Origin of the sequence: Cloacibacterium sp. Arc13 (assembly GCF_041431305.1) — a bacterium.
Taxonomy (GTDB): domain Bacteria; phylum Bacteroidota; class Bacteroidia; order Flavobacteriales; family Weeksellaceae; genus Cloacibacterium; species Cloacibacterium caeni_B.
Map to the genome: position 1 here is coordinate 96,083 of NZ_JASMRM010000003.1, position 25,104 is coordinate 121,186.

Annotated in this window: 24 protein-coding genes and 1 pseudogene; 4 read left to right on the plus strand and 21 right to left on the minus strand. The window is 33.5% G+C overall.

Annotation, left to right across the window (positions count from 1 at the left end; genetic code table 11):
- Positions 1-56: 56 nt before the first annotated feature.
- Both QO190_RS04130 and QO190_RS04135 read right to left on the minus strand, forming a co-directional pair.
- A complete protein-coding gene (locus QO190_RS04130; protein ID WP_371461923.1) occupies positions 57-941 on the minus strand; it encodes an exopolyphosphatase in 885 nt (294 codons plus the stop codon).
- Between the two features lie 3 nt (positions 942-944).
- Complete coding sequence (locus QO190_RS04135) at positions 945-1,427, minus strand: histidine phosphatase family protein (RefSeq protein ID WP_371461924.1); 483 nt, start codon at positions 1,425-1,427, stop codon at positions 945-947.
- An 81-nt stretch (positions 1,428-1,508) separates the two neighbouring features.
- Between QO190_RS04135 and ruvX the strand changes: the two genes are divergently transcribed.
- The 4 genes from ruvX to mazG all read left to right on the plus strand — a co-directional run bounded on the left by ruvX (position 1,509) and on the right by mazG (position 4,029).
- Complete coding sequence (gene ruvX, locus QO190_RS04140; RefSeq protein WP_213196672.1) at positions 1,509-1,925, plus strand: Holliday junction resolvase RuvX; 417 nt, start codon at positions 1,509-1,511, stop codon at positions 1,923-1,925.
- Complete coding sequence (gene def / locus QO190_RS04145) at positions 1,922-2,494, plus strand: peptide deformylase (protein ID WP_371461925.1); 573 nt, start codon at positions 1,922-1,924, stop codon at positions 2,492-2,494. Before ruvX ends, def begins: the two co-directional genes overlap by 4 nt.
- A gap of 82 nt (positions 2,495-2,576) precedes the next feature.
- Complete coding sequence (locus QO190_RS04150; RefSeq protein ID WP_371461926.1) at positions 2,577-3,143, plus strand: DUF5606 domain-containing protein; 567 nt, start codon at positions 2,577-2,579, stop codon at positions 3,141-3,143.
- Positions 3,144-3,261: 118 nt separating this feature from the next.
- A complete protein-coding gene (mazG, locus tag QO190_RS04155; protein WP_371461927.1) occupies positions 3,262-4,029 on the plus strand; it encodes a nucleoside triphosphate pyrophosphohydrolase in 768 nt (255 codons plus the stop codon).
- Here the strand turns inward: mazG and QO190_RS04160 are convergent, their stop codons facing one another.
- The 19 genes and pseudogenes from QO190_RS04160 to nuoF all read right to left on the minus strand — a co-directional run bounded on the left by QO190_RS04160 (position 4,030) and on the right by nuoF (position 25,098).
- A complete protein-coding gene (locus QO190_RS04160; protein WP_371461928.1) occupies positions 4,030-4,422 on the minus strand; it encodes a YidH family protein in 393 nt (130 codons plus the stop codon).
- 86 nt (positions 4,423-4,508) lie between these two features.
- A complete protein-coding gene (locus tag QO190_RS04165; RefSeq protein WP_371461929.1) occupies positions 4,509-6,368 on the minus strand; it encodes a CocE/NonD family hydrolase in 1,860 nt (619 codons plus the stop codon).
- A gap of 133 nt (positions 6,369-6,501) precedes the next feature.
- Complete coding sequence (locus QO190_RS04170) at positions 6,502-7,623, minus strand: ABC transporter permease (protein ID WP_371461930.1); 1,122 nt, start codon at positions 7,621-7,623, stop codon at positions 6,502-6,504.
- 220 nt (positions 7,624-7,843) lie between these two features.
- Positions 7,844-8,950, minus strand: a complete 1,107-nt coding sequence (locus tag QO190_RS04175) for an ABC transporter permease (RefSeq protein ID WP_371461931.1) — start codon at positions 8,948-8,950, stop codon at positions 7,844-7,846.
- Positions 8,951-9,078: 128 nt separating this feature from the next.
- Positions 9,079-9,825, minus strand: coding sequence for an ABC transporter ATP-binding protein (locus QO190_RS04180; RefSeq protein WP_371461932.1), 747 nt, complete (start codon positions 9,823-9,825; stop codon positions 9,079-9,081).
- A gap of 101 nt (positions 9,826-9,926) precedes the next feature.
- Positions 9,927-10,868: an ABC transporter ATP-binding protein gene (locus QO190_RS04185; RefSeq protein ID WP_371461933.1), complete on the minus strand. Its 942-nt coding sequence runs from the start codon at positions 10,866-10,868 to the stop codon at positions 9,927-9,929.
- Between the two features lie 123 nt (positions 10,869-10,991).
- Entirely contained in the window at positions 10,992-11,966 is a 975-nt protein-coding gene (locus QO190_RS04190) for an HlyD family secretion protein (protein WP_371461934.1), read from the minus strand.
- Positions 11,967-11,987: 21 nt separating this feature from the next.
- Positions 11,988-13,238 carry a TolC family protein gene (locus QO190_RS04195; RefSeq protein ID WP_371461935.1) on the minus strand — a complete coding sequence of 417 codons (1,251 nt, stop codon included), beginning with the start codon at positions 13,236-13,238 and terminating at the stop codon, positions 11,988-11,990.
- Positions 13,239-13,242: 4 nt separating this feature from the next.
- Positions 13,243-13,872 carry a TetR/AcrR family transcriptional regulator gene (locus tag QO190_RS04200; RefSeq protein ID WP_371461936.1) on the minus strand — a complete coding sequence of 210 codons (630 nt, stop codon included), beginning with the start codon at positions 13,870-13,872 and terminating at the stop codon, positions 13,243-13,245.
- A gap of 141 nt (positions 13,873-14,013) precedes the next feature.
- Positions 14,014-15,128: pseudogene (locus tag QO190_RS04205) on the minus strand (MBL fold metallo-hydrolase).
- A gap of 109 nt (positions 15,129-15,237) precedes the next feature.
- Positions 15,238-16,617, minus strand: a complete 1,380-nt coding sequence (locus QO190_RS04210; RefSeq protein WP_371461937.1) for an NADH-quinone oxidoreductase subunit N — start codon at positions 16,615-16,617, stop codon at positions 15,238-15,240.
- Between the two features lie 73 nt (positions 16,618-16,690).
- Positions 16,691-18,175, minus strand: a complete 1,485-nt coding sequence (locus QO190_RS04215; RefSeq protein ID WP_069797194.1) for a NuoM family protein — start codon at positions 18,173-18,175, stop codon at positions 16,691-16,693.
- Between the two features lie 3 nt (positions 18,176-18,178).
- Positions 18,179-20,071: an NADH-quinone oxidoreductase subunit L gene (nuoL, locus tag QO190_RS04220; protein ID WP_371461938.1), complete on the minus strand. Its 1,893-nt coding sequence runs from the start codon at positions 20,069-20,071 to the stop codon at positions 18,179-18,181.
- Positions 20,072-20,076: 5 nt separating this feature from the next.
- Positions 20,077-20,403 (minus strand): NADH-quinone oxidoreductase subunit NuoK, encoded by a 327-nt coding sequence (gene nuoK, locus QO190_RS04225; protein ID WP_069797220.1) that lies wholly within the window; start codon positions 20,401-20,403, stop codon positions 20,077-20,079.
- Between the two features lie 4 nt (positions 20,404-20,407).
- The gene (locus tag QO190_RS04230) at positions 20,408-20,902 is read right to left on the minus strand and encodes an NADH-quinone oxidoreductase subunit J (RefSeq protein WP_069797193.1); all 495 of its coding nucleotides are present in this window, start codon (positions 20,900-20,902) and stop codon (positions 20,408-20,410) included.
- Complete coding sequence (locus QO190_RS04235; RefSeq protein ID WP_069797219.1) at positions 20,903-21,457, minus strand: NADH-quinone oxidoreductase subunit I; 555 nt, start codon at positions 21,455-21,457, stop codon at positions 20,903-20,905.
- A gap of 113 nt (positions 21,458-21,570) precedes the next feature.
- Positions 21,571-22,620 (minus strand): NADH-quinone oxidoreductase subunit NuoH, encoded by a 1,050-nt coding sequence (nuoH, locus tag QO190_RS04240; protein WP_213196658.1) that lies wholly within the window; start codon positions 22,618-22,620, stop codon positions 21,571-21,573.
- A gap of 75 nt (positions 22,621-22,695) precedes the next feature.
- Positions 22,696-23,700 (minus strand): 2Fe-2S iron-sulfur cluster-binding protein, encoded by a 1,005-nt coding sequence (locus tag QO190_RS04245; protein ID WP_371461939.1) that lies wholly within the window; start codon positions 23,698-23,700, stop codon positions 22,696-22,698.
- Positions 23,701-23,745: 45 nt separating this feature from the next.
- Positions 23,746-25,098 carry an NADH-quinone oxidoreductase subunit NuoF gene (gene nuoF / locus QO190_RS04250; protein ID WP_104793257.1) on the minus strand — a complete coding sequence of 451 codons (1,353 nt, stop codon included), beginning with the start codon at positions 25,096-25,098 and terminating at the stop codon, positions 23,746-23,748.
- Positions 25,099-25,104 lie beyond the last annotated feature (6 nt).

Genomic DNA, 25,104 nt, shown 5'->3' on the forward strand with positions numbered 1-25,104 from the left:
GTATAAAGAATTCTTAAATGATTTTAGAAATGTATATTAATTTAGCAAAATTATAACTATTTCTTTTTCATTTTATCATAAATGCTGTGAATTAATCCATCTGCAACAGAAATTTTAGGAACGAAAATCTGTGATATTTCTGCCCAACCTAATACTTTATTGAAAATTTCTAATGCTGGAACAATTACATCTGCTCTGTCTTCTCTTAGGTTGTGTTTCAGCATTCTTTCTTCTACGGTAAGTTCTTTTAAATCTTTATAAAAAGTTTTGAGCATATTCGCAGATATTGGTTTTCCGTCTTTAGTTTTGCTCATGCTAAAAATTTTGTTGATATTTCCGCCAGAACCAATGGCAACCATAGGTTTTTTGCTCACAATTTTGGTTTTGATTTGGGTTTTCATTTCTTCCCAATTTTCTTTGGTGACTAGATTATTCAGCAATCTAATCGTACCAATATTGAAAGAATGTTCGTATTTCATTTTGCCATTTTCGTAGTATGTCAATTCTGTAGAACCACCACCAACATCAATGTATAAATATCCAAAATTTTTGTCAAGTCCTTCTGCTACGTGATTTTCGTAGATAAGAGTAGCTTCTTCGTCTCCAGAAATAATTTCTATTTCTATGCCCGATTCTTTTTTGACCAAATCTATAATTTCTTTGCCATTTCTGGCATCACGCATCGCACTTGTAGCACAAGCTCGGTAATGTTCTACGCCATAAATCTCCATTAATTGAGAGAAAACTTTCATAGATTTAATGACCATTTCCTTTCTTTCTTTGCCAATTTCGCCAGTGGTAAAAACATCAATCCCTAATCTAAAAGGAATTCTCAGAAGATTCAATTTTACGAATTCTGGCTTTCCTTTTTTAGATTCTTTTACTTCATTGATGAGCAACCTCGCTGCATTACTTCCTATGTCTATTGCTGCAATTTTCATGTTTTATATTTCTTTTGGTGTGTGGAAGAATAGGAAATTTTTCTCTGCGTTTTTAAAATCTTTCCAACTATCGGCAGAAATTTTAAAAGCGACAACAGAGCAAGTTGGCATGTGTTCTATATTTTCATTAGTTAGAGAATTGGCAAAATAAGTAATCCCGTTATTATGAGAGAAAATGGCAACATGATCTAAAGAATCGTTCAGATGTTCTATCACTTCTAAAAATTCTGTAGGCGAAGCATTGTATAATTCTTCTATTTTTTGAATGTTTTTATTCTCGAACACTTCGGCAAAATATCTGCAAGTAGTCAATGCTCTTTTTGCAGGACTGGTCACAAATGCATCTATGGTTACAGAAATTTCTTTGAGGAATTTCGCCATTTTAGGGGCATCTTTGTGTCCGCGCTCATTCAGTGGTCGGTCAAAATCATCTATGTTCGTTGGCCAATCACTTTTGGCATGTCTTACTAAAAGAAGTGTTTTCATAGGGTAGAAAAGTTTCTGAGTTTAAAATTAGCAAAAATTTGAATTTCTACAAGCTGAAAAATTTTAGTAAATTTGCAAACTATGAGTCAAGTAGTTGCTATTGATTACGGAAAAGTGCGTTGCGGAATTGCAGCTACAGATGATATGCAGTTGATTGCTAGTGCATTAACTACTGTGGAAACCAAAAATATATTTTCTTTTTTAGAAAAATATTTTTCAGAAAATAAAGTTGAAACTTTGGTAATAGGATTACCTACTGATTTGAAGGGAAATTTATCAGAAATTGAGACGGATATTTTAAAATTTATAGAAAAAGTGAAAGAACTTTTTCCCGAAGTAGAAATTCATCGATTTGATGAACGTTTTACCTCAAAAATGGCTTCGTTTTTTATCTCTCAAAGTGGGAAAAATAAAAAACAGAGACAAGAAAAAGCGCTTATTGATAAAGTGAGTGCTACCATAATTTTACAGAATTTTTTAGAACAAAAACAAAGATGATTTTACCAATCAGAGCATACGGAGACACAGTTTTAAGAAAAAAAGCCCATGATATTTCGCCAGATTATCCTGAGCTTAAAGAACTTATAGACAATATGTTCGAAACCATGAACGCAGCACATGGAATAGGTCTTGCTGCGCCTCAAATTGGCTTAGACATTCGTCTTTTCATCGTAGATGTAACTCCATTAGCAGATGATGAAGATTATGAAGATATTGCAGATGAATTGAAAGATTTCAAAAAAGTGTTCATTAATGCTAGAATTTTAGAAGAAAGCGGTAATGAATGGAAATTTAATGAAGGTTGTCTTTCGATTCCAGATGTGAGAGAAGATGTAAGCAGAAAAGAAACGATTTTGATAGAATATTTTGACGAAAAATTCGTTAAACATATCGAAACTTTTTCAGATATTAGGGCCAGAGTAATTCAGCATGAGTATGACCATATAGAAGGCGTACTTTTTACAGATAAACTCAGTCCTCTAAAGAAAAAAATCATCAAAGGAAAATTAACTAAAATTACTTCAGGAGATATTCATGTAGGATATAAAATGAGATTTCCGAAGTAACAAACGCTTCAAGTTCGAGACTCATTGAATCACCAAAAAATCTTGAACACAACTCTATTGAACTTAAAAAAATAAAAATAAAATGCAGTTAGAAAAAATAATTTCGATTTCTGGGAAACCAGGTTTGTTTACCCTAGTAACGCAATTAAGATCAGGTTTTATCGTAGAAGATATTTCTACAGGAAAAAAAGCAAGCATTTCTAATACTTCTCAAGTAAGTTTATTAGACAATATTGCTATTTATACTTTTGACCAAGAAGTTCCACTTTTTGAAGTAATGAAAAACATTGCTGAAAAATTTGACTATAAAGAAGCCATTAACCACAAATCTTCTGATAATGAATTAAAATCTTTCATGTCTTCAGTTTTACCAAACTATGACGTAGATAGAGTTTATGGTTCAGATATCAAGAAATTGGTACAATGGTATAACTTATTGCAAAAAGCAGGATATATTAAGCCAGAAGCTTTTGTAAAAGCAGAAGAACCAGCAGTAGAAGACGCTGAAATAGTAGAAGAAAAATCTGTAGAAAAGAAAGCAGCAGCTAAAAAAGCGGCCCCAAAAGCAGAAAAACCAGCTGCGCCAAAAGCTAAAGCATCTTCATCTGCTAAAACTACTGTAAAATCTACTCAAAGAAAACAAGGATAACAATTTATATTTTCCCGCAGATTTCAAAGATTAAGACATTTTATTGGTGTTTTTCTAAGAAATCTGCGGGATTTTTTATGTTCAATCTTTACCTTTGCCTTAACCTTAAACTTATGGTATGAATTCCAAAGAACAAAAACTAGAAGCTTTCTCTAAATTACTCGATATTATGGACGATTTGCGAGAAAAATGTCCTTGGGATAAAAAGCAAGATTTACAATCTTTGAGACATTTGACGCTAGAAGAAGTCTACGAACTTTCTGATGCTTTGCTCGAAGAAAATCTTACAGAAATTAAGAAAGAATTGGGCGATGTTTTGTTGCATTTGGTTTTTTATGCTAAAATTGGTTCCGAAAAGAAGAGTTTTGATATTGCAGATGTGATTAATTCACTTAACGAGAAACTCATTTTCCGTCATCCTCACATTTATGGAAATGTAGAAGTGAAAGACGAAGAAGAAGTGAAACAAAATTGGGAAAAACTCAAGCTGAAAGAAGGCAACAAGTCTATTTTAGCAGGAGTTCCGAAAAGTTTGCCACCGATTATCAAAGCATACAGAATTCAGGAAAAAGTAAAAGGAATAGGTTTTGAGTTTGCTTCTGCCGAAGATGCTTGGAAAAAAGTAGATGAAGAACTAGCCGAATTTCATGCCGAAACCAATCCCGAAAAAAAGGAACAAGAATTAGGAGATGTTTTCTTTTCGCTGATTAATTATGCTAGAATTTCTGGTCTTAATGCGGATTCTGCTTTGGAACGAACCAATCTTAAATTCATCAAACGTTTCCAAACGCTAGAAAAATTGGCTTTAGAAAAGAACCTTAACCTTGCAGAAATGTCTTTAGAAGAAATGGATATTCTTTGGGAAGAAGCTAAGAAAACGGTTTAATTATTTCGCATAAGATTCTACGCTGGTAATCAAATACCAAATGAGAATCAAGGTAAAAACAATCAATATAATGGTTGAAAGCCCGATTAAAAAAGAATTGTTTTTAAATGAATCTTCATTAATCTGTTTTTCGGTTTTTTTATAACGGAAGTATCCAAAAATGGAAATTATAAGTCCAAAAACGACCAGTAAAATCCCAATTTCTGCCGAATAACTTTTGTTGTGAATGATGTTTTGGTTTCCAAATATCAATGAAAATTGTTTCAGAAAAAGAGAGAATTTCACCACTACAAAACCAAACGCCATCACTCCAATTCCCGTTCTTAACCACGCTAAAAAAGTTCTTTCATTAGCAAGGTGGTCATTAAGGTTTTTAGGTTTTTCGGGTTGCATAACCAATTTTTCTTGACAAGTTAGCTATTATTTTTTGATTGAAAATAAATTGGCAGAAGATTTCTTCTGCCAATTCTACATTTTTCTTATTTTAAAATCTCCACTTCAATTACTGAGTTGTTGAAGATTTTTTGGAAAGCTTTGGTATAATCAGATTTTTCTGCTTTGTAAGGATTTTCTAAAAATTTCTGTGGATTTACAGCAAATAATGGATAAGCCGTACTCTGCACTTGAATTTGGATTTTGTGACCTTTTTTGAAAGTGTGCAATACATCTTGAAGGTTAAAAACCACTTCTGTTTCCTGATTAGGAACCAATGCTTCTGGTTTTTCAAAAGAATTTCTAAATCTCGCAGGCATGATTTCGCTTCTTACCATTTGGTGATAATTTCCGTAGATTACGCCCGGTTTTTCTTTCATTCCTTTTTCGTCTGCAGGATAAATATCAATGAGTTTAACGAAAAAGTCTGCATCTGTTCCTGTAGTTGCTATTTTTAATTTTATTTTAATTTCTCCAGCCAAAGTAAGGTCTTCTGCAAGGATTTCTGTGGTAAAAGAAGCTACATCTGGTCTATTTTCCGCAAATCTTTGGTCTTCACTCATGTAATTTCTAGGCGTAAAACCATTGAATTCTTTCAAATTAGTACTGCTCGGAACAGGTTTGTTTGGGTCAGAATAATATTCTGTGAAAGATGCAGAACTTGGAGATTCTGAGCTAAATTGGCCGTTTTCTCTTAAATAAAAAGCAGTTTTTTGAGCATTTTTCGGTGGCCATTCTGCAAATTGTTTCCATTCCTTTTTACCAGTATCAAACATATAGGCTTCAGGAAGGTCAACTGCAGATTTAGTGTTCTTTAAATGATGATTAAAGAACGGAGTTTCTATATTTTTTTGATAAAAAGTTGCAATGCTATCCCCGAAATATACTTCATTATGAAAATGTTTTCCCATTTCATAAGACCAACCACCATGAGAAAAAGGCCCCATTACAATAGAGTTTTTAGCTTTAGGATTGTTTTTTTCAATGGTTTTGTAAATGTGAAGCGGACCTCTCAAATCCTCTGCGTCAAACCAACCGCCAACTGTCATTACGGCATGTTTTATGTTTTTGAGATGAGGTAAAAGGTCTCTTTTTTTCCAAAAATCATCATAATTAGGATGGTCTACAATTTCATTGATGAAAAAATTATCTCTTCCGTAATATTTGTCAATGCCTTCTTTTAAAGTTCCCATTTCATTGAAGAAAAGTGAACCATCTTCAGATTTTGCAGCTAAATTTTTGCTTTGTTCTGTGTACCAAGCAGAATTCTCAGGTTTAGATTTTTGTACTCCAAAAACAGGGAAAGTTCTAAAATATCCCATCATAAAAGCACCATTGTGATGAAAATCGTCAAACCAAAAATCAGAAATTGGAGCTTGAGGAGAAGAAGCTTTCAAAGCGGGGTGATTTGCTAAAGTACCAACTGCAGCGTAAAAACCTGGATAAGAAGTTCCGTATTGACCTACATTTCCGTTATTGTTTTCAATATTTTTGATGAGCCAATCAATCGTGTCATAAGTATCGGTACTTTCGTCTACGTCTTTCTTGGTTTTATGGTCTACTTGAGGCGTCATGTTGGTAAAGGTACCTTCGCTCATGTATCTTCCGCGAACGTCTTGATAAACGAAAATATATTTATCGTTTTGTAAAAATTTATTAGGACCTAGGCTTCTTTTATAATGATCTTCACCGTAAGGCGCTACAGAATAGCACGTTCTCTGCATTAAAAAAGGATATTTGTTTTTAGAAGAAATATCTTTTGGAATGTAGATGGAGGTGAATAATTTTACACCATCTCTCATGGTGATGTACACTTCTTTTTTGGTGTAATTGTCTTTTACAAAAGTGTTTTGAGCAGAAAGCCAAACAATACTGAAAATTGCTAAAAGTGCAAGTATTTTCTTCATAAGTCAAATAAATTTTAACAAAAATAATAATTAATCGTTATTATGATTGCTAAAACTGAATTTTATTTTAAAAAGATGAATTCTTTAACTCCAAAAATGAAAAATAGTAAGAAAATCTAGATTTTTCCCCAAATTAGGACGTCTTTCTGTAATTCCAAACAGCCCAAGAGTTAAAGAAAACGGCCATTCCTAAAATGGAGATAAACTGAGGAATTAAATCTTTGAATCCAGAATTTTTGAGCATAATGAATCGAATGACTTCTATTAAATATGTAAGCGGATTAAGAAGCGTCAATTTTTGAGACCATTCTGGCATGCTTTCAATGGGCGTGTATAAACCGCTCATCATTATAAAAATCATCATGAAGAAAAATATGGTAAACATCGCTTGTTGCTGCGTTTCACTATAGGTGGAAATCAATAAGCCGAATCCTAAAATGGCTAAAAGATAAACTCCTACAAAGAAATAAAGCAGTGGTAAACTTCCGTAAATTTCTATCCCATAGACAAATCTGGAAACCAAAAGTCCCATGGTAAAAGCTACATTTGCCAAAATCCAAAAGGGAATAAGTTTCCCTAGGATGAAAGTAGATTTTTTGATGGGTGAAACATTAATTTGTTCAATTGTGCCAATTTCTTTCTCAGAGACAATGTTTAGCGCAGAAAGCATTCCGCCAACTAGCGTCACTAGAAATGCCAAAATACCTGGAACCAGAGCCAATCTGTAGTTGTAAAATCTATTGAACCAAAGGGTAACATTGAGTTCTAATCCTGCATTTTTTTGAAATTCTACCAATTGTGGGGAGAGTTTTGTTTGAATATTTTGGTTGTAATCTTGTAAAATTTGTGCTAGATAACTTACTCCCAAACCTGCTTTAGTGCCGTTTATTGCATTAATAGCAACCAATACTTTTTGTTGATTTTCCCTCACCAAATTTTGTTCAAATTTTGGTGGAATTTCTAAAATAATATCTGATTTTTCGCTTTCTATGGTTTCAAAAGCTTTTTGGTAGTCTTCACCGTAATATTGTAATTTGAAATAGTTACTTGAGGTAATTTTTTGAATTAATTCCCTTGAAAAACTAGAGTGGTCATGGTCTACCACAGATAGATTGATGTTTTTTATCTCATAACTTGCAGCTAAAGGCAAGATGATGAGCTGCATCATCGGTGCAACGAAAATAATGGCCAATATAGATTTGTTCCGAAAAATTTGTCGGAATTCTTTACGAAGTAAGAAGAGTAGCTGTTTCATTTTAAATTTTAGCGTTTTGTCATTCTGAATGGAGCGTAGCGTAATGAAGAATCTATTCTATTTCTTTATTTAAAAATTTCCAATCAGGATTAACATCTTTTATCAAATTTTCTTTTTTAATTTTGTCCAACCTTTGAGTTGTTTTTCTCTTGCTATTGCAATTTCAACATTTTGATTCGTTCCTCATTTCGTTCAGAATGACAAAATGTAATTTTTTGCATCATTCTAACCTTATTTTAAATTTTTTCACAGCAATCGTGAAAAGAACCATCATCATTCCTGTTAAAATTAAAAGAGATTTCCAGATTACGGCGAGTCCTGTTCCTTTGATCATAATATTTTTAATCATGATATAATACCATTTTGCAGGGATAATATTAGACATCACTTGTAGTGGAATGGGCATATTTTCGATTGGAAACATAAATCCGCTCAACATGAGTGTGGGAAGCATAGTTCCCATCATCGAAAAAAGCATAGCTTGTTGTTGAGTTTTTGAAAAAATAGAAATTAAAATCCCGATAAGTAAATTGGTGATGATGAAAATAGTGCTCACAAAAAACAATAAAATAATGCTTCCTTTTATGGGTAAATCCAGTAAAAAATAACTTAAAAGTAGAATCACTCCAAGAATTCCCATCGCTAAAATAAAGTAAGGGATAGCCTTAGAAATAATGATAAATTGAGGTTTCATAGGTGAAACCAATAGAATTTCCATCGTTCCTGTTTCTTTTTCTTTTACGATGGCAATTGCAGTCATCATCACGCAAACAATCAATAAAACGAGTGCAACAACTCCCGGAACGAAATTAGGCGCTCCTTTAAGTTGAGGATTATAGAGCATTCTAATTTCTGGAGAAACAGAAAACGTTTGCAACGTTTCTTTTTGTTGATTTTGATAGAAATCGAGTACAATATTTTGGAAATAATTCGCGATTTGATTTCCGAGGTTTACATCTGTTCCGTCAACTAAAATCTGCAATTTTGCTTTTTTCCCTAGCGTTAAATTTTCTGAGAAATCAGAAGGAATAACGAGAATTAGCTTTGTTTTTCCGTCTTTAAAAGCGTTTTCAAAGTCTTTGTTAGAAGTCAGATTTTTTTCAATGTCAAAATATTGATTTTCATGAATTTTAGAAACCAATTGTGCTGAAATGATGCTTTTATCTTGATCAAAAACAGCTACTTTGGTGTTTTTAATCTCCGTAGAAAGTGCAAAACCGAACAGCAATACTTGTATAATTGGCATTGCAAGAAGAATGAATAAAGTTCTTCGATCACGCAGAAGGTGATAAAATTCTTTTCGGATAAATGGAAATAACTGTTTCATTTTTTATTTTGTCATTCTGAATGAAGCGAAGCGTAATGAAGAATCTATTATTTAAACAGATTCTTCAATTTATTAAATTACGTTCAGAATGACAAGTGTTTATTTTATTATTAATTATTAATTTTTCATTAATCAGCACTTCTTTTTGCGCCTCTGGCTAATTGATAAAATACTTCGTCCATGGTTCTGGCTTGAAAACTTTTTTTCAAATTTTCAGGAGAATCAATTGCTGCAATTTTTCCGTCAACCATGATGGAAACTCGGTTGCAATATTCGGCTTCATCCATATAATGCGTAGTGACAAAAATGGTAATTCCTTGTTCTGAAGCATCATAAATTAAGTCCCAAAATTGTCTTCTGGTAATGGGGTCTACACCACCAGTTGGTTCGTCTAGAAAAACGATTTCTGGCTGATGAAAAATAGCGACTGAAAATGCCAGTTTCTGTTTCCATCCCAATGGAAGTTCGGAGACCATCTTGTTTTTTTCTTGTTCTAAACCTAATTTTTCAATGAGTTCTTTGCTTTTTTGTTTGATTTCCTTCATGCTTAAACCATAGATTCCGCCAAAAAATTCTAAATTTTCTAAAATGGATAAGTTTTCATACAAAGAAAATTTTTGACTCATGTAACCAATGTTTTTTTTGATTTCTTCAGCGTTTTTGTAGACATCAAATCCAGCAACCATCGCTTTACCAGAAGTGGGTTTAGAAAGTCCGCAAAACATGCGCATTGCAGTGGTTTTTCCAGCGCCATTTGCACCTAGAAATCCGAAGATCTCTCCTTTTTTTACTTCAAAGGAAATGTGGTCTACCGCAGTGAAATCTCCAAAGATTTTAGTGATTTGTTCGGCTTGTATGGCTATGGTATTGTTCATTTTTTAATCAATTGAAAATTGAAAATGGAGAATTGAAAATTTTATTAAATGGAAACCTTATTTAATTTAAGATTGATAATTGAAAGTGAAAAAAATAATTTTCAATTTTCAACTTTCAATTCTTCATTGTTAGAAAGCAATAAAATAAAACTATCTTCTATGGTAGCTTCTATTCTGTTGATTTCAATTTTGTTAAATCTTTTTTCTTGTAAGAATTTCTCAAGAGTTTCCTTTTTAAAATCTTTTTCTTTTTTAATCACCACATGTACAAATTCGCCAAAGGCATATGTGTTTTTAGTGGTTTCGTATTCTTTAAGGATTTTGATGAGTGCAGGAATATTTTCGGTTTTTACTTCGTATAAATCTTCAGGGAAGCTATCGCAAATGTTTTGTGGGGTGTCAATTTTTAAAATTTTTCCGTTTTGCATGAGCGCGACTCTGTCACAGAGTGTGGCTTCATCCATGTAAGGAGTTGCTACCACGATGGTGATGCCTTGTTGTTTTAAGCGTTTCAGCATCTCCCAAAATTCTTTTCTCGAAACTGGGTCAACTCCTGTTGTAGGTTCATCTAGAAATAAAACTTTCGGCTTGTGAATCAGAGCGCAAGAAAGGGCTAATTTCTGCTTCATTCCGCCAGAAAGTTTCCCTGCTTTTCGGTCTTTAAATGGTTCAATCTGCTGATAAATATCTTTGATTAAATCATAATTTTCTTGTATGCTTGTATTGAAAACACTCGCGAAAAATTCTAGATTTTCTTCTATAGTTAAATCTTGATACAGTGAAAATTTTCCTGGCATATAACCAAGAATCTTTCGGATTTTTTTGTAATCTTTAACTACATCAAGTCCTTCAATTTCAGCAGAACCAGAATCTGGATGAAGAAGGGTAGTCAGCATTCGGAAAATAGAGGTTTTGCCACTTCCATCGGGACCAATCAACCCGAAAATTTCTCCATTTTCTACCGAAAAGGAAATGTTATCTACCGCCAGAATTTTTTGTTTTTTTTCGCCGTAAGATTTTGATATGTTTTCTACTTTTATCATTGTTTTTAACGCAAAGTGCGCAAAGAATTATTTTTACAACTCTGAAAATATTTTTTAAGATTGCAAATAATCATCAAAGATGATTAGCAAAGTCCACAAATTTTTTAAATTCACTATTCATAATTAAAGTTTCACTTCTCCGTACATTCCAATTTTTAGAAAGCCATCATTTTTAACATGTATTTTGGTAGCGTATACTAGATTGGCTCTCTCATCTTTGGTTTGAATGGTTTTGGGAGTGAATTCAGATTTTTGTGAAATCCAGTAGATTTTTCCGTTCATTTCTTTGGTTTCGCCATTTCCTGCGTCAACTAAAATTTTTACATTTTGACCAACTTTTACTTTTGCCAATTGATCTCCTGTAATGTAAGCTCTCAGAGTCATTTCATCTAAATTCGCCATTTTATAAATTGGTTTTCCGATGGTGGCAAACTCACCTTTATTCATGTATTTTGTAAGTACAATTCCTTTAATGGGCGAAGAAATAACATTATGTTTTAGCTGTTCATCTATTTGCAAAACTTTCTTCTCGGTAGGATTTTTTTCACTTAAAATAGCCCTATTCTGGATTTTCACTTGTTCTAAAGTAGAAGAAATCTGTTGTTTCAAAATTTCTGATTGTGATTTTGCCGTTGCTATTTGTTTTTGAATCACCACAACATTTCCGTTTAAATCATCTAATTGCTTGCGAGTTGCAGCATCTGATTTTACGAGATTGGCGGTTCTGTTTCTTTCTCTCACTGCATTGTTTAATTGTTCATTCAGCACATCAATTTGAGAATTTTGTGTAGCCAACTGAGATTGCAGAATTGCAATTTGAGGTGCTGCATCATTGGTTTTTTGTTCGATGGCATTGATAGAAGACAAAACTTGTTCTTTTTGTAATTCTACACCTTTTCCGTCAATAAGACCTATGTTTTGATTGGCTGTTAATGCATCTCCTTCATTGAGATTGAGTTCAAGAATTTTTCCTGTAGCTTCTGCCGTAACGATGATTTCATCTGCTTCGAAAGTCCCGGAAGCATCATAATCTTGGTCTGCTCTTTTACAAGAGAATATTGTTAAAACAATTGCTGAAAATATTAATGTTTTTTTCATGTTTAAATTTTTGCAGGATTCTTAATTATTCAATTGAGCTTTCAAATTATATTGTGTCAATAAATATTGAATTTCGTGGGTAATTTTTGTGAGGATTGCTTGTTCTTCGGCGGTTACTTCTCGCAGATAATCATTGGTATTGATAACACCATTTTCTAATTGGGCAAGACTAGCTGTTTTGATGTTTTTTCTTAGTTCAATCAGTTCATTGTCTTTGTCAATTAAATTTTGAATCTTTTCAAGGTCATTTCTTTGTTGGATTTCAATAAAATTTTGGTTAAACAAGAAGTTTTCTCTTTGGATTTCGATTTCTTGTGACTGATTTTCTAACAAAGCCAAATCGTTTTTCTGAGTGTAAAATCCAGAAATCGGGATGTTAAGTCTAATTCCGCCAATATAGAAAATGTCAAACTCATTTTTCAGCATATTGAAGCCCGGTTTTCCGTATCCACCTTGGAAAAATGCTCCTAATTTTGGAGTGTTTTTAGTGTTGATGATTTTTCTTTGCGTTTCTAGAAGTTGTTTCTGTGCATCAAAAAGTTTTAGTTCTGAACGGTTATTATTCTTCGTTAATAGAATTTTTTCAGGAGTTTCTAATTGAGTATTTTCGTCGATATTTTTCTTGATGAAGTAAGAAAGCATTTGCACGAAATTTTGCTTTATGGCTTGAAGTTCAACTTCTTTTTGTTCAATTTTTACCAATTCTGCTTTTAAAACATCTAAATTACTTCTGAAAATAACCCCATTTTTCAATTGAGCTTCTGCTTTTTTGATGCCTGCTTTGATGTCGAGTTTTGTGAATTGCAGTTGAGTCCATTGTTTATTGGTTTGAAGAATCCCAAAATAGAGTTGATTAATTCGCTCTTTCAGTTTGTCTAATTCTACTTCAGTTTGTATGGTTTGAACTTCGGACTGGATTTTTGCTAAATTTTTCTGATTTCTAATGTTTCCGCCATCGTAAATGGTTTGAGAAACGTCTGCAAAAACTTTGTATTGGTCTTTGCTGAGTGGTTCTACATTCACGTTTGGCAATTTCACGGGAAATTGAGTCACATCATTTTGGTAAGTAGCTTGCGCTGTAATGTTGACTTGAGGAAGCCAGCCTTTCAGTGCATTTTCTGTAGTGTAATGCTCTGCTTTTTTAATCAATTCTTGCTTTTTGATTAAAGGATAATTTTCTCGTGACCATTGGTAACATTGTTCAAGGGTAATGATTTCTTGGGCATTGATGAGCCCTATGAATAAGAGGAAAATGTATTTAAGTTTTTCCATCGTGTTAAAGATTTTCAGTTTTTATTTCTAAAAGTTGTTTCATCCAGATTGGAACGAGTTTTCTTCTTTCGCTAATGAATTGGTGGTATTCTTCTTCATTAGTCAGTTCAAAAGCGTTAAAAACGGGTTTAGCTACAAAAGGAAAAATAGTCATCGCTAAGAAATTGACTAAATAATGCAATGGATTTATTTCTGGTCTTTTTTCTTTGATTTGTTTGATGATGACAGAATTTTCAAAAATTTTATTGACAGGAATAATTTTTGTGATGTTAGAGTTTTTTTTCTGAATTTCACTGATTACAAAAAGAGGAAGATTAGGGTTTTTAGACAAAATTTCGAAATACTTTTCTGAAGCCAAGTCTATTTTTTCTTCTAAAGATGTTTTCTCGTTGCTTAAAATTGGGAAAATTTTTCCGAATAGTAGCACTACTTTTATCTTCATCACTTGTTCAAAAAGTTTTTCTTTACTTCGGAAATAGTAATTAAGTAGTGCTAGATTTATTCCTGCTTTTTCGGCAATATCTCTGGTTCTGGTTCCTGCAAATCCTTTTTCGGTAAAGACTTCTGAAGCTGCTTCTAAAATTTTTTCTTCAGTGGTTTGTTCTTGTTCAATCGTCTGTTTTTCACTTTTCATAAAACAAATGTACAATTAAATATTTGATTTAAACAAATTATTTAATCATATGATTAAAATTTATTTTGAATTTTGGCGCGAGCGAAGCGAGCGGAAATTTTTTCAAAGAAAAACGCAACTCATTGCTGAATTGCGTTTCTTTTATTTATATTCTTCCCACCATTTTGGGTAAATTTTGTTGTCATCTTGCCAAAAGACTTTTTCGCCAATTTTTGGAGTGATTACTCGTAAATTCTCTTTGTTGAGTTCGTGGAGTTTTTCGATAGGTCCATACCAAGAATGAAGCGCTAGTTTGAATTTAGAATTATGAACTGCAATCATTCTGTCGGCATTTAAATCTTTCATCGCCTGTAATTGTTCACCAGGAAGCATGTGAATGTATTTCCAAGCAGCGTTATATTGTCCAGTTTCTAGGATTGCCAAGTCAAGTTTTCCGTATTTTCTCCAATTTTTTTGAAGTGATTGTCATAACCAGAATCTCCGCCGATATAAATTTTAGAATTTGGTGTTTCTAAAACAAAACTTGCCCAAATTGCTTGGTCTCTTTTGAATCCTCTACCAGAAAAATGTCTAGCTGGTTCTGCATTAATTTTAAAACCGTTTCCTAAGTTAGAACTTTCGAACCAGTCTAATTCTATAATTTTGGTTGGTTCATAATCCCAAGATTCTAAATGCGCGCCAGTTCCTAAACCTGTGATGACTTGTTTTACTTTTGAACGAATTTTAGTAACCGTTTCGTAGTCTAAATGATCCCAATGATCATGTGTAATCACCAAATAGTCTAATTCAGGAATATCATTTGCGGTGTAAATATCTGTTCCCTCAAAAGCTTTATTGGTGATTTTTAAAGGAGAAACGCTACCGCTGAAAACAGGATCAACTAATATTTTTTTGCCATCGATTTGTAGAAAATAAGAGGAATGTCCCATCCAAACGTAGATGTTTTCGTTTGGTTTTAAATTTTTTAAATCCGTTTTGGTGAAATGTAATTTTTTTTTTGGTACCGCATTTTCAACTTTAGAAAAGAAAAAATTGAATAGAACTTGTGTCATAGAAGTTCCTTCTGCCAATTGTGGAGTGGGATTGAGGTTTTGAAATTTTCCGTTTTTGTAATGAGGAGATTTTAGAATTCTTTCTAATCTTTTTCCAGAAGGTAACTCTCCAAATTGTTTGCCTTGCATAAAAAGAGATGTTCCTATTGCAATAGCTGCAATGAGTATGGTAAATGTAATTATCATTTTTTTTAAGAATTTCATATAAATATTGATACGCTAGAGTTTTTTATTTACTTTAATATTAATAAAATTAAAACAAAAACACAACCCATTTCTGAATTGTGTTTATTTTATGATTAAGACTTGCTAATTAAAGTCCGAATTGTACTTTGAAAAGGTCTGGATAAATACCTATTGCAAGAATTGCTACAATGATGAAAACTGCAATAATATTATACGTAATGCTTACTTTTTCTGAACTTTTAAATGTAGTTTCTGTATGGAAAAACATAGATATAATCAGTTTTAAATAATAAGCGATACTTAGTGCAGAACCAATTACAGCAATCAAAACTAGGAAAGCAGCTCCATTCATCGCTTGAGCAAAAATGTTAAATTTCGCTACGAATCCTGCTGTTAATGGAATTCCTGCCATTGATAATAATGAAACTGCTGTTACAACTGCTAATAAAGGTTCAGATTTTGCCAAACCTTTGAAGGCTTCAAATGAAGTTTCTCTTTTTAGTTTTTCTACCCAAATTAAAGTCATAAATACTCCAACTGTAGCGAGTGAATAAGCGAATAAGTAAAATGCTAAATTATATACAGATAAGCTGTTTGCTCCGAAGAAAATTAAACCTAAATAACCTGCATGAGAAACAGATGAATAAGCCAACATTCTCTTAGCATTGGTTTGTGCTAATCCCATTGCATTGGCTAATAAAAGCGTGATGATAACTAAAACGCCTAGAATGTTAATCCATTCTTTGATGCTTCCTGCAAAAGCAAGATTCATAACCTTGAAGAATGCAAAGAATGCAGCAATTTTTACTACAGAAGCCATGAATGCTGTAATTAATGATGGAGCACCTTGGTAAACATCTGGACTCCACATGTGGAAAGGAGCTAGAGAAACCTTAAATGCCATTGCTACCAACATTAACATAATTCCCATTACAAACATTAAATCTTTAGGATTTGCTACGCTGAAAGTATTGATTACAAGAACATCAAAACTACCTGTGCTTCCATAAATTAATGCAATCCCGAAAAGAAGAAATCCTGTAGCAAATGCTCCCATTAAAAAATACTTAATTGAAGCTTCGTTTGAGCGTAAATCAGTCTTGTTACTTCCAGCCATTACATATAGCGGAATAGATAAGATTTCGATTCCTAAAAATAGTGTTACTAAATTTGTAAAACTGAAAAGAATTACTGCTCCAATTAATGAAAATAACATTAACGAATATAATTCTGATTGGTGACTACGGTGATTGTTAAATGCAAAACCTCCTAAGAAGAAAATTAACAATGTAACCACTAAAGAAATTTTGGTAAATAAAGCCGCATTTTCATTAAAATCAAACATAGATTTGTATTGATTAAAAAATGCTAAATCAGGAGAGAAGCTTACACAAAGTGCAACCAAAAGTCCCAAAATTCCGATATATCTTGCAAATTTTCCTTGATTATAAACTCCAGAAAATAATGCTAATACTGCCGTAAGGAATAAAACTACTAAAACACTCATTATTTATAGATTTGAGATTTAAGATTTGAGATTTGAGATTCTCAAAAAACAAATTCTAAAATTTATTATTTTTTTAACCCTTAATAGAAGAGTAGATAAACTTCAACGAACTATTCACCATTTCTAAAACACCGCTTGGGAAAACTCCTAATACAATTACCACAACAGCTAAACTTGCCAATACTACAAATTCTACATTAGAAATGTCTTTTAAGGTACTTACCACTCTTTCATCACCGGTTCCAAACATGGCTTTTCCATACATTCTTAGCAGATAAACTGCGGCTAGAATAATAGTAAGACCTGCAAAAACGACTACCACTTTGTCATAATCAAAAATAGATTTTAATAAAATAAATTCGCCGATGAATCCATTCGTTAATGGAACTCCCATAGAACCAAGTAATAAAATCATGAAAAGTGTAGCAAATTTAGGAGCCGCTTTAGCGTAACCTCCCATTTGTCTGATGTCTCTTGTTTTAAATTGTTTGATTAAAATATCAGCACAGTAGAATAAACCTACCACATTTATACCGTGTGCAAAAGTTTGAACTAAAGCTCCTTGCGCTCCTTCGAAAGTGAAATTTCCTTGAGCAGTAAGAATAGCAGAAGCAAAAATACCTGCCACCATTAATCCAACGTGTGAAAGCGATGAGTAAGCGATAATTTTCTTAATATCATGGTGTACAATCGCAATAAGCGCTCCGTAAACCACTCCTAGAATAGAAAGAATCATCACGACTTGCCCAGAAGTTCCGAGTAAAGCAGTTGGTGCAATAGGTAATAAATATCTTAAAACACCATAAATAGCCATTTTAAGCATGATACCAGAAAGCAACATCGTTCCTTGAGTTGGAGAGAAGGTATACGTATCTGGTTGCCAATTATGAAGTGGAAAAATCGGTAATTTTACAGCAAAAGCTAAGAAAATTAACCAGAAAACCACTACTTGTTGTACTTCGTTTAGGTTAGCGTTATATAAATCTGTTAGTTCAAAAGATGCAGCATGGTTGTAAACATAAATCAAACCAATGAACATAAATAATGAACCTACAAAAGTATATACGAAAAACTTGGTGGTAACTTTAATTCTCTTTTCTTCATCTCCCCAAAGTCCAGCGATGAACCAAATTGGGATAAGAGTTACTTCCCAAAAAACGTAGAATAATAATCCGTCTAAAGCGGTGAAAACACCTACTAAACCAAACTGCATTAACAGAATTAACGCGTAGAAATTATTATTGTATTTCTTGTTTTCATTGAAAGAAGAAAGTATAATTAATGGAACTAAAATGTTTGTTAATAATAACAAAAGCATACTCATTCCGTCTACACCGAAGTGTAATGTGCTTTTAATATAGGAGGACCACGGTTTGATAATCTCAAATTGTAATGGAGAGTCTACCGTAGGTACATTATTAAATTGTGATAGCATGTAGAATGTTAAAAACATCTGCACGAAAGCAATTCCTACTGCTAAATATTTGCTATTAGAGTTTCTAAACGCAAAAACTAATCCTGAACCAATTAAAGGTAAAAGTAACAGTGCTTCTAACATTTGCTATTGTAATAAAAAGTTAACAATTAAAATTAAACCGATTGCCAAAGACATAATGAGAACATAATTTTCTACATTACCATTTTGGAATTTTTTAAACGATCTTCCAGATTCTACTGCTCCGAAACCTACAAAATTGAAGAATCTATCCATCAGTTTATCAAACATTCTGGTGCCTTTTCCAAGACCTTCTACAGGTTTCACTACCGTAGCATTATAAAGTTCGTCTATTAATAATTTTTTAGCTGAAAGTCTTTCCCAGCCTTTATAATTTTCTTCTGGTTGAGCCATTTTGTTTTTAGTAACATAGATATTTCTTACGATGAAGAATACCGCTGCTACCATTACTAATGTAATCGCCAAAAGAATCATTTCAATATTAAATGGAACTTCTGCATGTTTCGCTCCATATACGTAAAGTGGTTCTAACCAATGCGCTAAATTTTGATATTCACCATGACCTATAAAATGAGGTAAATTAATGAAACCTCCAACCACTGATAATACAGCTAATACTACTAATGGTAAAGTCATAGAGATAGGACTTTCGTGTAAGTGATGTTTTTGTTCTTCTGTTCCTCTAAAATTTCCAAAGAAGGTTAAGAATAACAATCTAAACATATAAATTCCAGTTAATGCAGCACTGAACAATGTTAAGCCCCAAATTATTGGAGATTTTGCCCAAAGTGCCACTAAAATTTCGTCTTTAGAAATCATACCAGACAATGGCGGAATTCCAGCAATTGCAAGTGTTCCGATTAAGAAAGTCCAATACGTTACAGGTATTTTAGATTTTAAGCCACCCATAAATCTCATATCTTGTTCTCCACTCATGGCGTGAATTACCGAACCAGCTCCTAAGAATAACAATGCTTTGAAGAAAGCGTGCGTCATTAAGTGGAACATAGCAGAAGTATAAGCTTCTACACCTAGTGCTATAAACATAAGACCTAACTGAGAAACAGTAGAATATGCTAACACTTTTTTGATATCATTTTGTCTTAAACCGATGAATGCTGCAATTAATGAAGTAGCAAGACCTATTACAAGAATAAAGTCTAAAGTACTCGGTGAAAGATGATATAAGAAGTTAGAACGTACAACTAAATAAATACCAGCCGTAACCATGGTTGCCGCGTGAATTAACGCTGAAACCGGAGTAGGACCAGCCATCGCATCTGGTAGCCATGTAAATAAAGGAATCTGTGCAGATTTACCCATAGCTCCAATGAATAAACTAAGCGTGATAAACATAATCACTACTCCGTCAAATTCAAATTTTGAAGCGTTTTGTGCTACAGAAAGATAATCTAGTGCATTGGTTTGTGAGGCGATTAGAAAAATACCAATCAATAAACCAAGGTCACCAATTCTGTTCATAATGAAAGCTTTTCTTGCTGCTTTACCATATTCTGTATTTTCGTACCAGAAACCAATCAGTAAGTAAGAACAAAGACCTACACCTTCCCAACCGATGAAAAGAATAAGGTAATTGCTTCCCATTACCAAAAGAAGCATGGAGAAAATAAATAAATTCAGATAAGTGAAAAACTTGTAGAAACCTTTGTCATGACTCATGTAACCAATTGAGTACAAGTGAATCAAAGAACCAATCCCTGTAACAATCATCATCATCATTAATGATAATTGGTCTATTTGGAACCCGAAATTCACCTGAATTCCACCGATAGTGAACCATTCAAATGCTTTTACAATAACTGGTGTTCCGTCTGCAGGAAAACCTATAAAAATACTTACAGAAATTAGAAAAGCCGCGAATACTACTAAGGTAGCTAATCCGCCAACCAAAGCTTTTGGTAAGCGCTTTCCGAATAATCCGTTGATTACAAATCCAATTAAAGGAAGTAAAACGATTGCGTAAACTAAATTTTCCATCTGCATTATCCTTTTAATTTATTAAAAATACTTACATCTACATTTCTGGTATTTCTATACATCATAGTGATAATCGCTAGACCTACCGCAACTTCTGCAGCAGCCACTACCATGATAAAGAATACCAAAATTTGTCCGTGTCCATCTCCTTTATAAGCAGAAAATGCAGCCAAAAGTAGATTTACAGAATTAAGCATTAATTCTACACATCCTAAAATGATGATGGCATTTTTACGAACGAGAACTCCTAAAACTCCTAAACAAAACAATGTAGTACTTAAAATGATGTACCAATTGAGCGGTATGTTTTGTAAAAATGAATTGACTTCCATAATTCTATAAATCTTTTTTACCAATTAATACTGCACTTACAATACCTGCTAAAATCAGGATAGAAGCGAGTTCGAATGGTAATACATATTCGTTAAACAATAATTTTCCAAGGTTTTTAGTCAAACCGATGCTGCTATCAATATTTTGAACAACATTCGATTGAGAAAGACCTTTATAAGCTCCTAACATTCCCACGAAAAGGATTCCGGCAGAAAAAATACCGATAAATTTCGTAAGGTTTTGTTTTTTGCTTTCGTCTTTAGCATTAAGATTAAGCATCATTAATACATAAAGGAATAACACCATGATGGCTCCTGTATACACGATAATTTGTACAATTCCTAAGAACTGCGCATTCAGTAAAACATATAATGCGGCAATGCTAAAGAAAGTAACAATTAATGATAAAATTGCATACAAAGGATTTCTTGCAAATACAAAGTAAACAGCACTTGCAACCGCTACTAAAGCGATAAAAAAGAATAAGAACTGTTCCATTTATTTAAGAGCTTTTTTTTGTGATTCTGTTTGTCTTTCAGAAATATCTATTCTGTTTTCCATGCTTTCTACCAAAAGATCTTTGCCGTAGATAAATGAGCCTCTGTTTTGTTCTGGTTTTACAATTCTATCGGTAAGGTAAATTGCAGATTTAGGACAAGCTTCTTCGCATAATCCACAGAAGATACATCTTAGCATATTGATTTCATATACTTCGGCATATTTTTCTTCTCTGTAAAGATGTTTTTGCTCTTTGGTACGTTCTCCCGCAGTCATGGTAATGGCTTCTGCCGGGCAAGCTACCGCACATAATCCACAAGCAGTACATCTTTCTCTGCCTTCATCATCACGCTTCAGAACGTGTAAGCCACGATAAATTTTAGAAAATTCTCTTTGCTCTTCAGGATAACTTACCGTAGGTAATTTCCCAGTAAGAGTCATTATCGCATGTTTTCCGGTAATTCCCATTCCTTTGATGATTGCAGGGAGATAAATTTTCTCTGCAAAAGTCATCTTTTTGTTAGAAGCTACCTTTGATCTATTGGTTAGTTTCATATAAATTAGATTTGAGATGTGAGATTTGAGAGGAGATTTTTCTCTACTCAAACTTTATCTTAAATTTTTAATTTTTTTATAATTTCAAATTTCAAATAATCAATTTCAAATGATTAAATCCATTGATAATGTTGGTTCAAAAGAACTAAAGCTCCAGTTACCAACAAGTTTACTAATGCAAGCGGAATTAATGATTTCCAGCCAAGGTGCATTAATTGGTCATATCTAAATCTTGGTAAAGTCCATCTAATCCACATAAAGGTAAGGATTACGGCAATGGTTTTAGCCAAGAATGCTAAAATACTTGCAATTCCAGCAGCATTTTCTCCCCAGTTTTCACCAATCCATGCTAATCCTGGGAAATTATAACTTCCTAAGAAAAGGGTAGTGATTAATGCTGAAGAAATAAATAAGTTTACATATTCACCGAATAAGAAAAGTCCGAGTTTCATCGCAGAATATTCTGTATGGAAACCTCCTACTAATTCTGTTTCACATTCTGGTAAATCAAAAGGAGCTCTATTGGTTTCGGCTAATGCTGCTACAAAGAAGATGATAAATGCTAATGGTTGGAAGAAGATATTCCATTTCATACCATACCATCCACTTTGAGATTCTGCAATTACCTTAAGGTCTAGAGAACTGTTCATCATGATGATCGCTAATAGAGATAATCCCATTGCTAATTCGTAAGAAATCATTTGAGATGAAGCTCTAATTGCTCCGATTAATGAATATTTATTGTTAGAAGCCCAGCCTCCAATCATAATTCCGTAAACACCGATAGAAACCATTCCCATTAAGTAGAGAACACCTACATCTAGATTGGCTACTTGTAAATCAAAAGATTGTCCGCCAATATTCAGAGATTTTCCCCAAGGAATTACAGCTCCGGTAATAAGTGAAATAAACATTACTAAACCAGGCCCGAAGAAAAATAAGAATTTTTCTGCTTTTTCTGGGATAAAGTCTTCTTTGAAGAAGAATTTTCCACCGTCAGCTAATGGTTGAAGTAAACCGAATTTCCAGCTTCTGTTGGGACCAATTCTGTCTTGCATAATGGCAGCCACCTTTCTCTCTGCCCAAGTAGAGTAGGCTGCTACAGCCATAGATAGGGCGAAAAGTGATACTACAAGTATTGTTTTGAAAAGTATTAAATCCATTTCTTTATGAGATTTTAGATTTTAGATTTTAGATTTTAGATTTTGAGAATCTTTAACCATTCATCTTTCTCCAAATTATTCTAAATTATCTTTTTTGCTAATTTCTTTAGCCGTTTCATTTTCTAACGCTTTTACCACCATTTCTTCTGGTTTTTGGTAATGGTTAAGAGAAATTACAGAATGTCTGCTGATGTGTCTTGGTCCTTCTATGTTCCAGTGTTTTACATCTTTTTTCTCGAATCTACATTCGTTGCAGATAAATTCTTCTACTTCTCCGTATTGGTCTTTTCTGGCAGTTACTCTTACGATTTCGTCTCCTTTCATCCAAAGAACTGCTTTACCAGAACATTTAGAACAAGTACAAGTTGCGTCTACTGGTTTTGTAAACCAAACTCTGCTTGCAAATCTTGCTGTTCTATCTGTTAATGCTCCTACTGGACAAACGTCTATCACGTTTCCAATAAAATCATTATCTAAAGCTTTATTAAGATAAGTAGAGATTTCTGCATGCTCACCTCTGAAAAGAATACCGTGCTCTCTCTTGTTAGTTAACTGATTTGCCACCAAAACGCATCTTGCACACAAGATACATCTGTTCATGTTTAGCTTAATGTTTGGACCTAAATCATCAGCATCATAAGTATTTTTTTCAAAATCATTTCTGGTTTGCTGAAGACCATGTTCGTAACCTAAATCTTGAAGGTGACATTCACCAGCTTGGTCACAAATAGGGCAATCTAGTGGGTGATTGAGTAAAAGGAATTCGGTAACGGCTTTTCTTGCTTCTTGCGTTTTTTCAGAAGTAAGGTTTTTCACTTCCATACCGTCCATTACTGTGGTTCTACAGCTTGCCACTAATTTTGGCATAGGACGAGGATCTGCTTCAGAACCTTTAGAAACTTCTACTAAGCAAGTTCTGCATCTACCGCCACTGTTTTCTAATTTGCTGTAATAACACATTGCCGGAGGTACAGATTTTCCACCAATCTGGCGCGCTGCGTTTAGAATGGTAGTACCTGGTTCTACTTCCGTAGTTTGCCCGTCAATGGTTACTTTAAATTTTTTAATTTCTTCGCTCATTTCTATGTATTATGAATTAAGCTTTAGCTTTATTAATGTCTAATATTATTGTTTTTCAACTACCGGAAGTGGATCTGCATAATGTGCAATTCCATAATTTCTGGTTAAGCATTCTGGATTATTGATATGCCATTCGAATTCATCTCTAAAATGACGAATTGCTGCTGCTACAGGCCAAGCTGCTGCATCTCCTAATGGACAAATGGTGTTTCCTTCAATTTTTCTCTGAATATCCCATAACAAGTCGATATCTTTCATTTCGCCTTGTCCTGATTCTATTTTTTTCAGAATTTTATACATCCACCCAGTTCCTTCACGACATGGTGTACATTGTCCGCAACTTTCGTGGTTGTAGAAATGTGCTAAGGTCATGGTGTGTTTTACCACACATTGGTCTTCATCTAAAACAATGAAACCACCAGAACCCATCATCGTTCCTGTAGCGAAACCGCCATCAGAAAGAGATTCGTAGTTCATATATCTTGGTTCGCCAGAAGCTGTTTTAAGCAATAAATTTGCAGGAACAATTGGAACTGAAGAACCTCCAGGAATACATGCTTTTAATTTTTTACCGTTCGGAATTCCTCCACAATATTCATCAGAGTAGATGAATTCTTCTACGGTGATGGTCATGTCTATTTCGTAAACTCCTGGTTTATTGATATTTCCACAAGCGGAAATTAATTTAGTACCTGTAGAACGTCCTACACCAATTTTAGCGTATTCTGCTCCTGTAATATCTATAATTGGAACTACTGCAGCGATGGTTTCTACGTTATTTACCACAGTTGGACATTGCCAAAGACCTTTTACCGCAGGGAAAGGTGGTTTTAATCTAGGATTTCCACGTTTTCCTTCTAGTGATTCTAGAAGGGCAGTTTCTTCTCCACAGATATAAGCTCCAGCTCCTCTCTGAACATAAATTTCTAAATCGAAACCACTGCCTAAAATATTTTTACCTAGGAAACCTGCTTTTTTAGCTTCGTCAATAGCTTGTTCTAAAATATCTGGAATCCAAGCATATTCTCCTCTGATGTAGATGTAAGAAGTGTTAGAACCTAATGCATAAGATGCGATAATCATTCCTTCAATCAAAAGATGAGGAAGAAACTCCATCAAATATCTGTCTTTAAAAGTTCCAGGTTCAGATTCGTCTGCATTTACAACCAAATATCTAGGCACACCTTCTGGTTTTGCTAGGAAGCTCCATTTCATTCCTGTAGGGAAACCAGCACCACCACGACCTCTAAGACCAGAAGTTTTTACTTCTTCTACAATTTGGTCCGGAGTCATTTTCAATGCTTTTTCTACAGATTGGTAACCACCATGTTCTCTGTAAGTATCAAAATATCTGATACCTTCTATGTGTGCGTTTTTAAGTAAAAGTTTTTTACTCATAACTGT

Coding starts and splice junctions, on each gene's coding strand:
- QO190_RS04130 (WP_371461923.1), bottom strand. CDS start 941: ATGAAAATTGCAGCAATAGACATAGGAAGTAATGCAGCGAGGTTGCTC.
- QO190_RS04135 (WP_371461924.1), bottom strand. CDS start 1,427: ATGAAAACACTTCTTTTAGTAAGACATGCCAAAAGTGATTGGCCAACG.
- ruvX (WP_213196672.1), top strand. CDS start 1,509: ATGAGTCAAGTAGTTGCTATTGATTACGGAAAAGTGCGTTGCGGAATT.
- def (WP_371461925.1), top strand. CDS start 1,922: ATGATTTTACCAATCAGAGCATACGGAGACACAGTTTTAAGAAAAAAA.
- QO190_RS04150 (WP_371461926.1), top strand. CDS start 2,577: ATGCAGTTAGAAAAAATAATTTCGATTTCTGGGAAACCAGGTTTGTTT.
- mazG (WP_371461927.1), top strand. CDS start 3,262: ATGAATTCCAAAGAACAAAAACTAGAAGCTTTCTCTAAATTACTCGAT.
- QO190_RS04160 (WP_371461928.1), bottom strand. CDS start 4,422: ATGCAACCCGAAAAACCTAAAAACCTTAATGACCACCTTGCTAATGAA.
- QO190_RS04165 (WP_371461929.1), bottom strand. CDS start 6,368: ATGAAGAAAATACTTGCACTTTTAGCAATTTTCAGTATTGTTTGGCTT.
- QO190_RS04170 (WP_371461930.1), bottom strand. CDS start 7,623: ATGAAACAGCTACTCTTCTTACTTCGTAAAGAATTCCGACAAATTTTT.
- QO190_RS04175 (WP_371461931.1), bottom strand. CDS start 8,950: ATGAAACAGTTATTTCCATTTATCCGAAAAGAATTTTATCACCTTCTG.
- QO190_RS04180 (WP_371461932.1), bottom strand. CDS start 9,825: ATGAACAATACCATAGCCATACAAGCCGAACAAATCACTAAAATCTTT.
- QO190_RS04185 (WP_371461933.1), bottom strand. CDS start 10,868: ATGATAAAAGTAGAAAACATATCAAAATCTTACGGCGAAAAAAAACAA.
- QO190_RS04190 (WP_371461934.1), bottom strand. CDS start 11,966: ATGAAAAAAACATTAATATTTTCAGCAATTGTTTTAACAATATTCTCT.
- QO190_RS04195 (WP_371461935.1), bottom strand. CDS start 13,238: ATGGAAAAACTTAAATACATTTTCCTCTTATTCATAGGGCTCATCAAT.
- QO190_RS04200 (WP_371461936.1), bottom strand. CDS start 13,872: ATGAAAAGTGAAAAACAGACGATTGAACAAGAACAAACCACTGAAGAA.
- QO190_RS04210 (WP_371461937.1), bottom strand. CDS start 16,617: ATGAGTGTTTTAGTAGTTTTATTCCTTACGGCAGTATTAGCATTATTT.
- QO190_RS04215 (WP_069797194.1), bottom strand. CDS start 18,175: ATGTTAGAAGCACTGTTACTTTTACCTTTAATTGGTTCAGGATTAGTT.
- nuoL (WP_371461938.1), bottom strand. CDS start 20,071: ATGGAAAATTTAGTTTACGCAATCGTTTTACTTCCTTTAATTGGATTT.
- nuoK (WP_069797220.1), bottom strand. CDS start 20,403: ATGGAAGTCAATTCATTTTTACAAAACATACCGCTCAATTGGTACATC.
- QO190_RS04230 (WP_069797193.1), bottom strand. CDS start 20,902: ATGGAACAGTTCTTATTCTTTTTTATCGCTTTAGTAGCGGTTGCAAGT.
- QO190_RS04235 (WP_069797219.1), bottom strand. CDS start 21,457: ATGAAACTAACCAATAGATCAAAGGTAGCTTCTAACAAAAAGATGACT.
- nuoH (WP_213196658.1), bottom strand. CDS start 22,620: ATGGATTTAATACTTTTCAAAACAATACTTGTAGTATCACTTTTCGCC.
- QO190_RS04245 (WP_371461939.1), bottom strand. CDS start 23,700: ATGAGCGAAGAAATTAAAAAATTTAAAGTAACCATTGACGGGCAAACT.
- nuoF (WP_104793257.1), bottom strand. CDS start 25,098: ATGAGTAAAAAACTTTTACTTAAAAACGCACACATAGAAGGTATCAGA.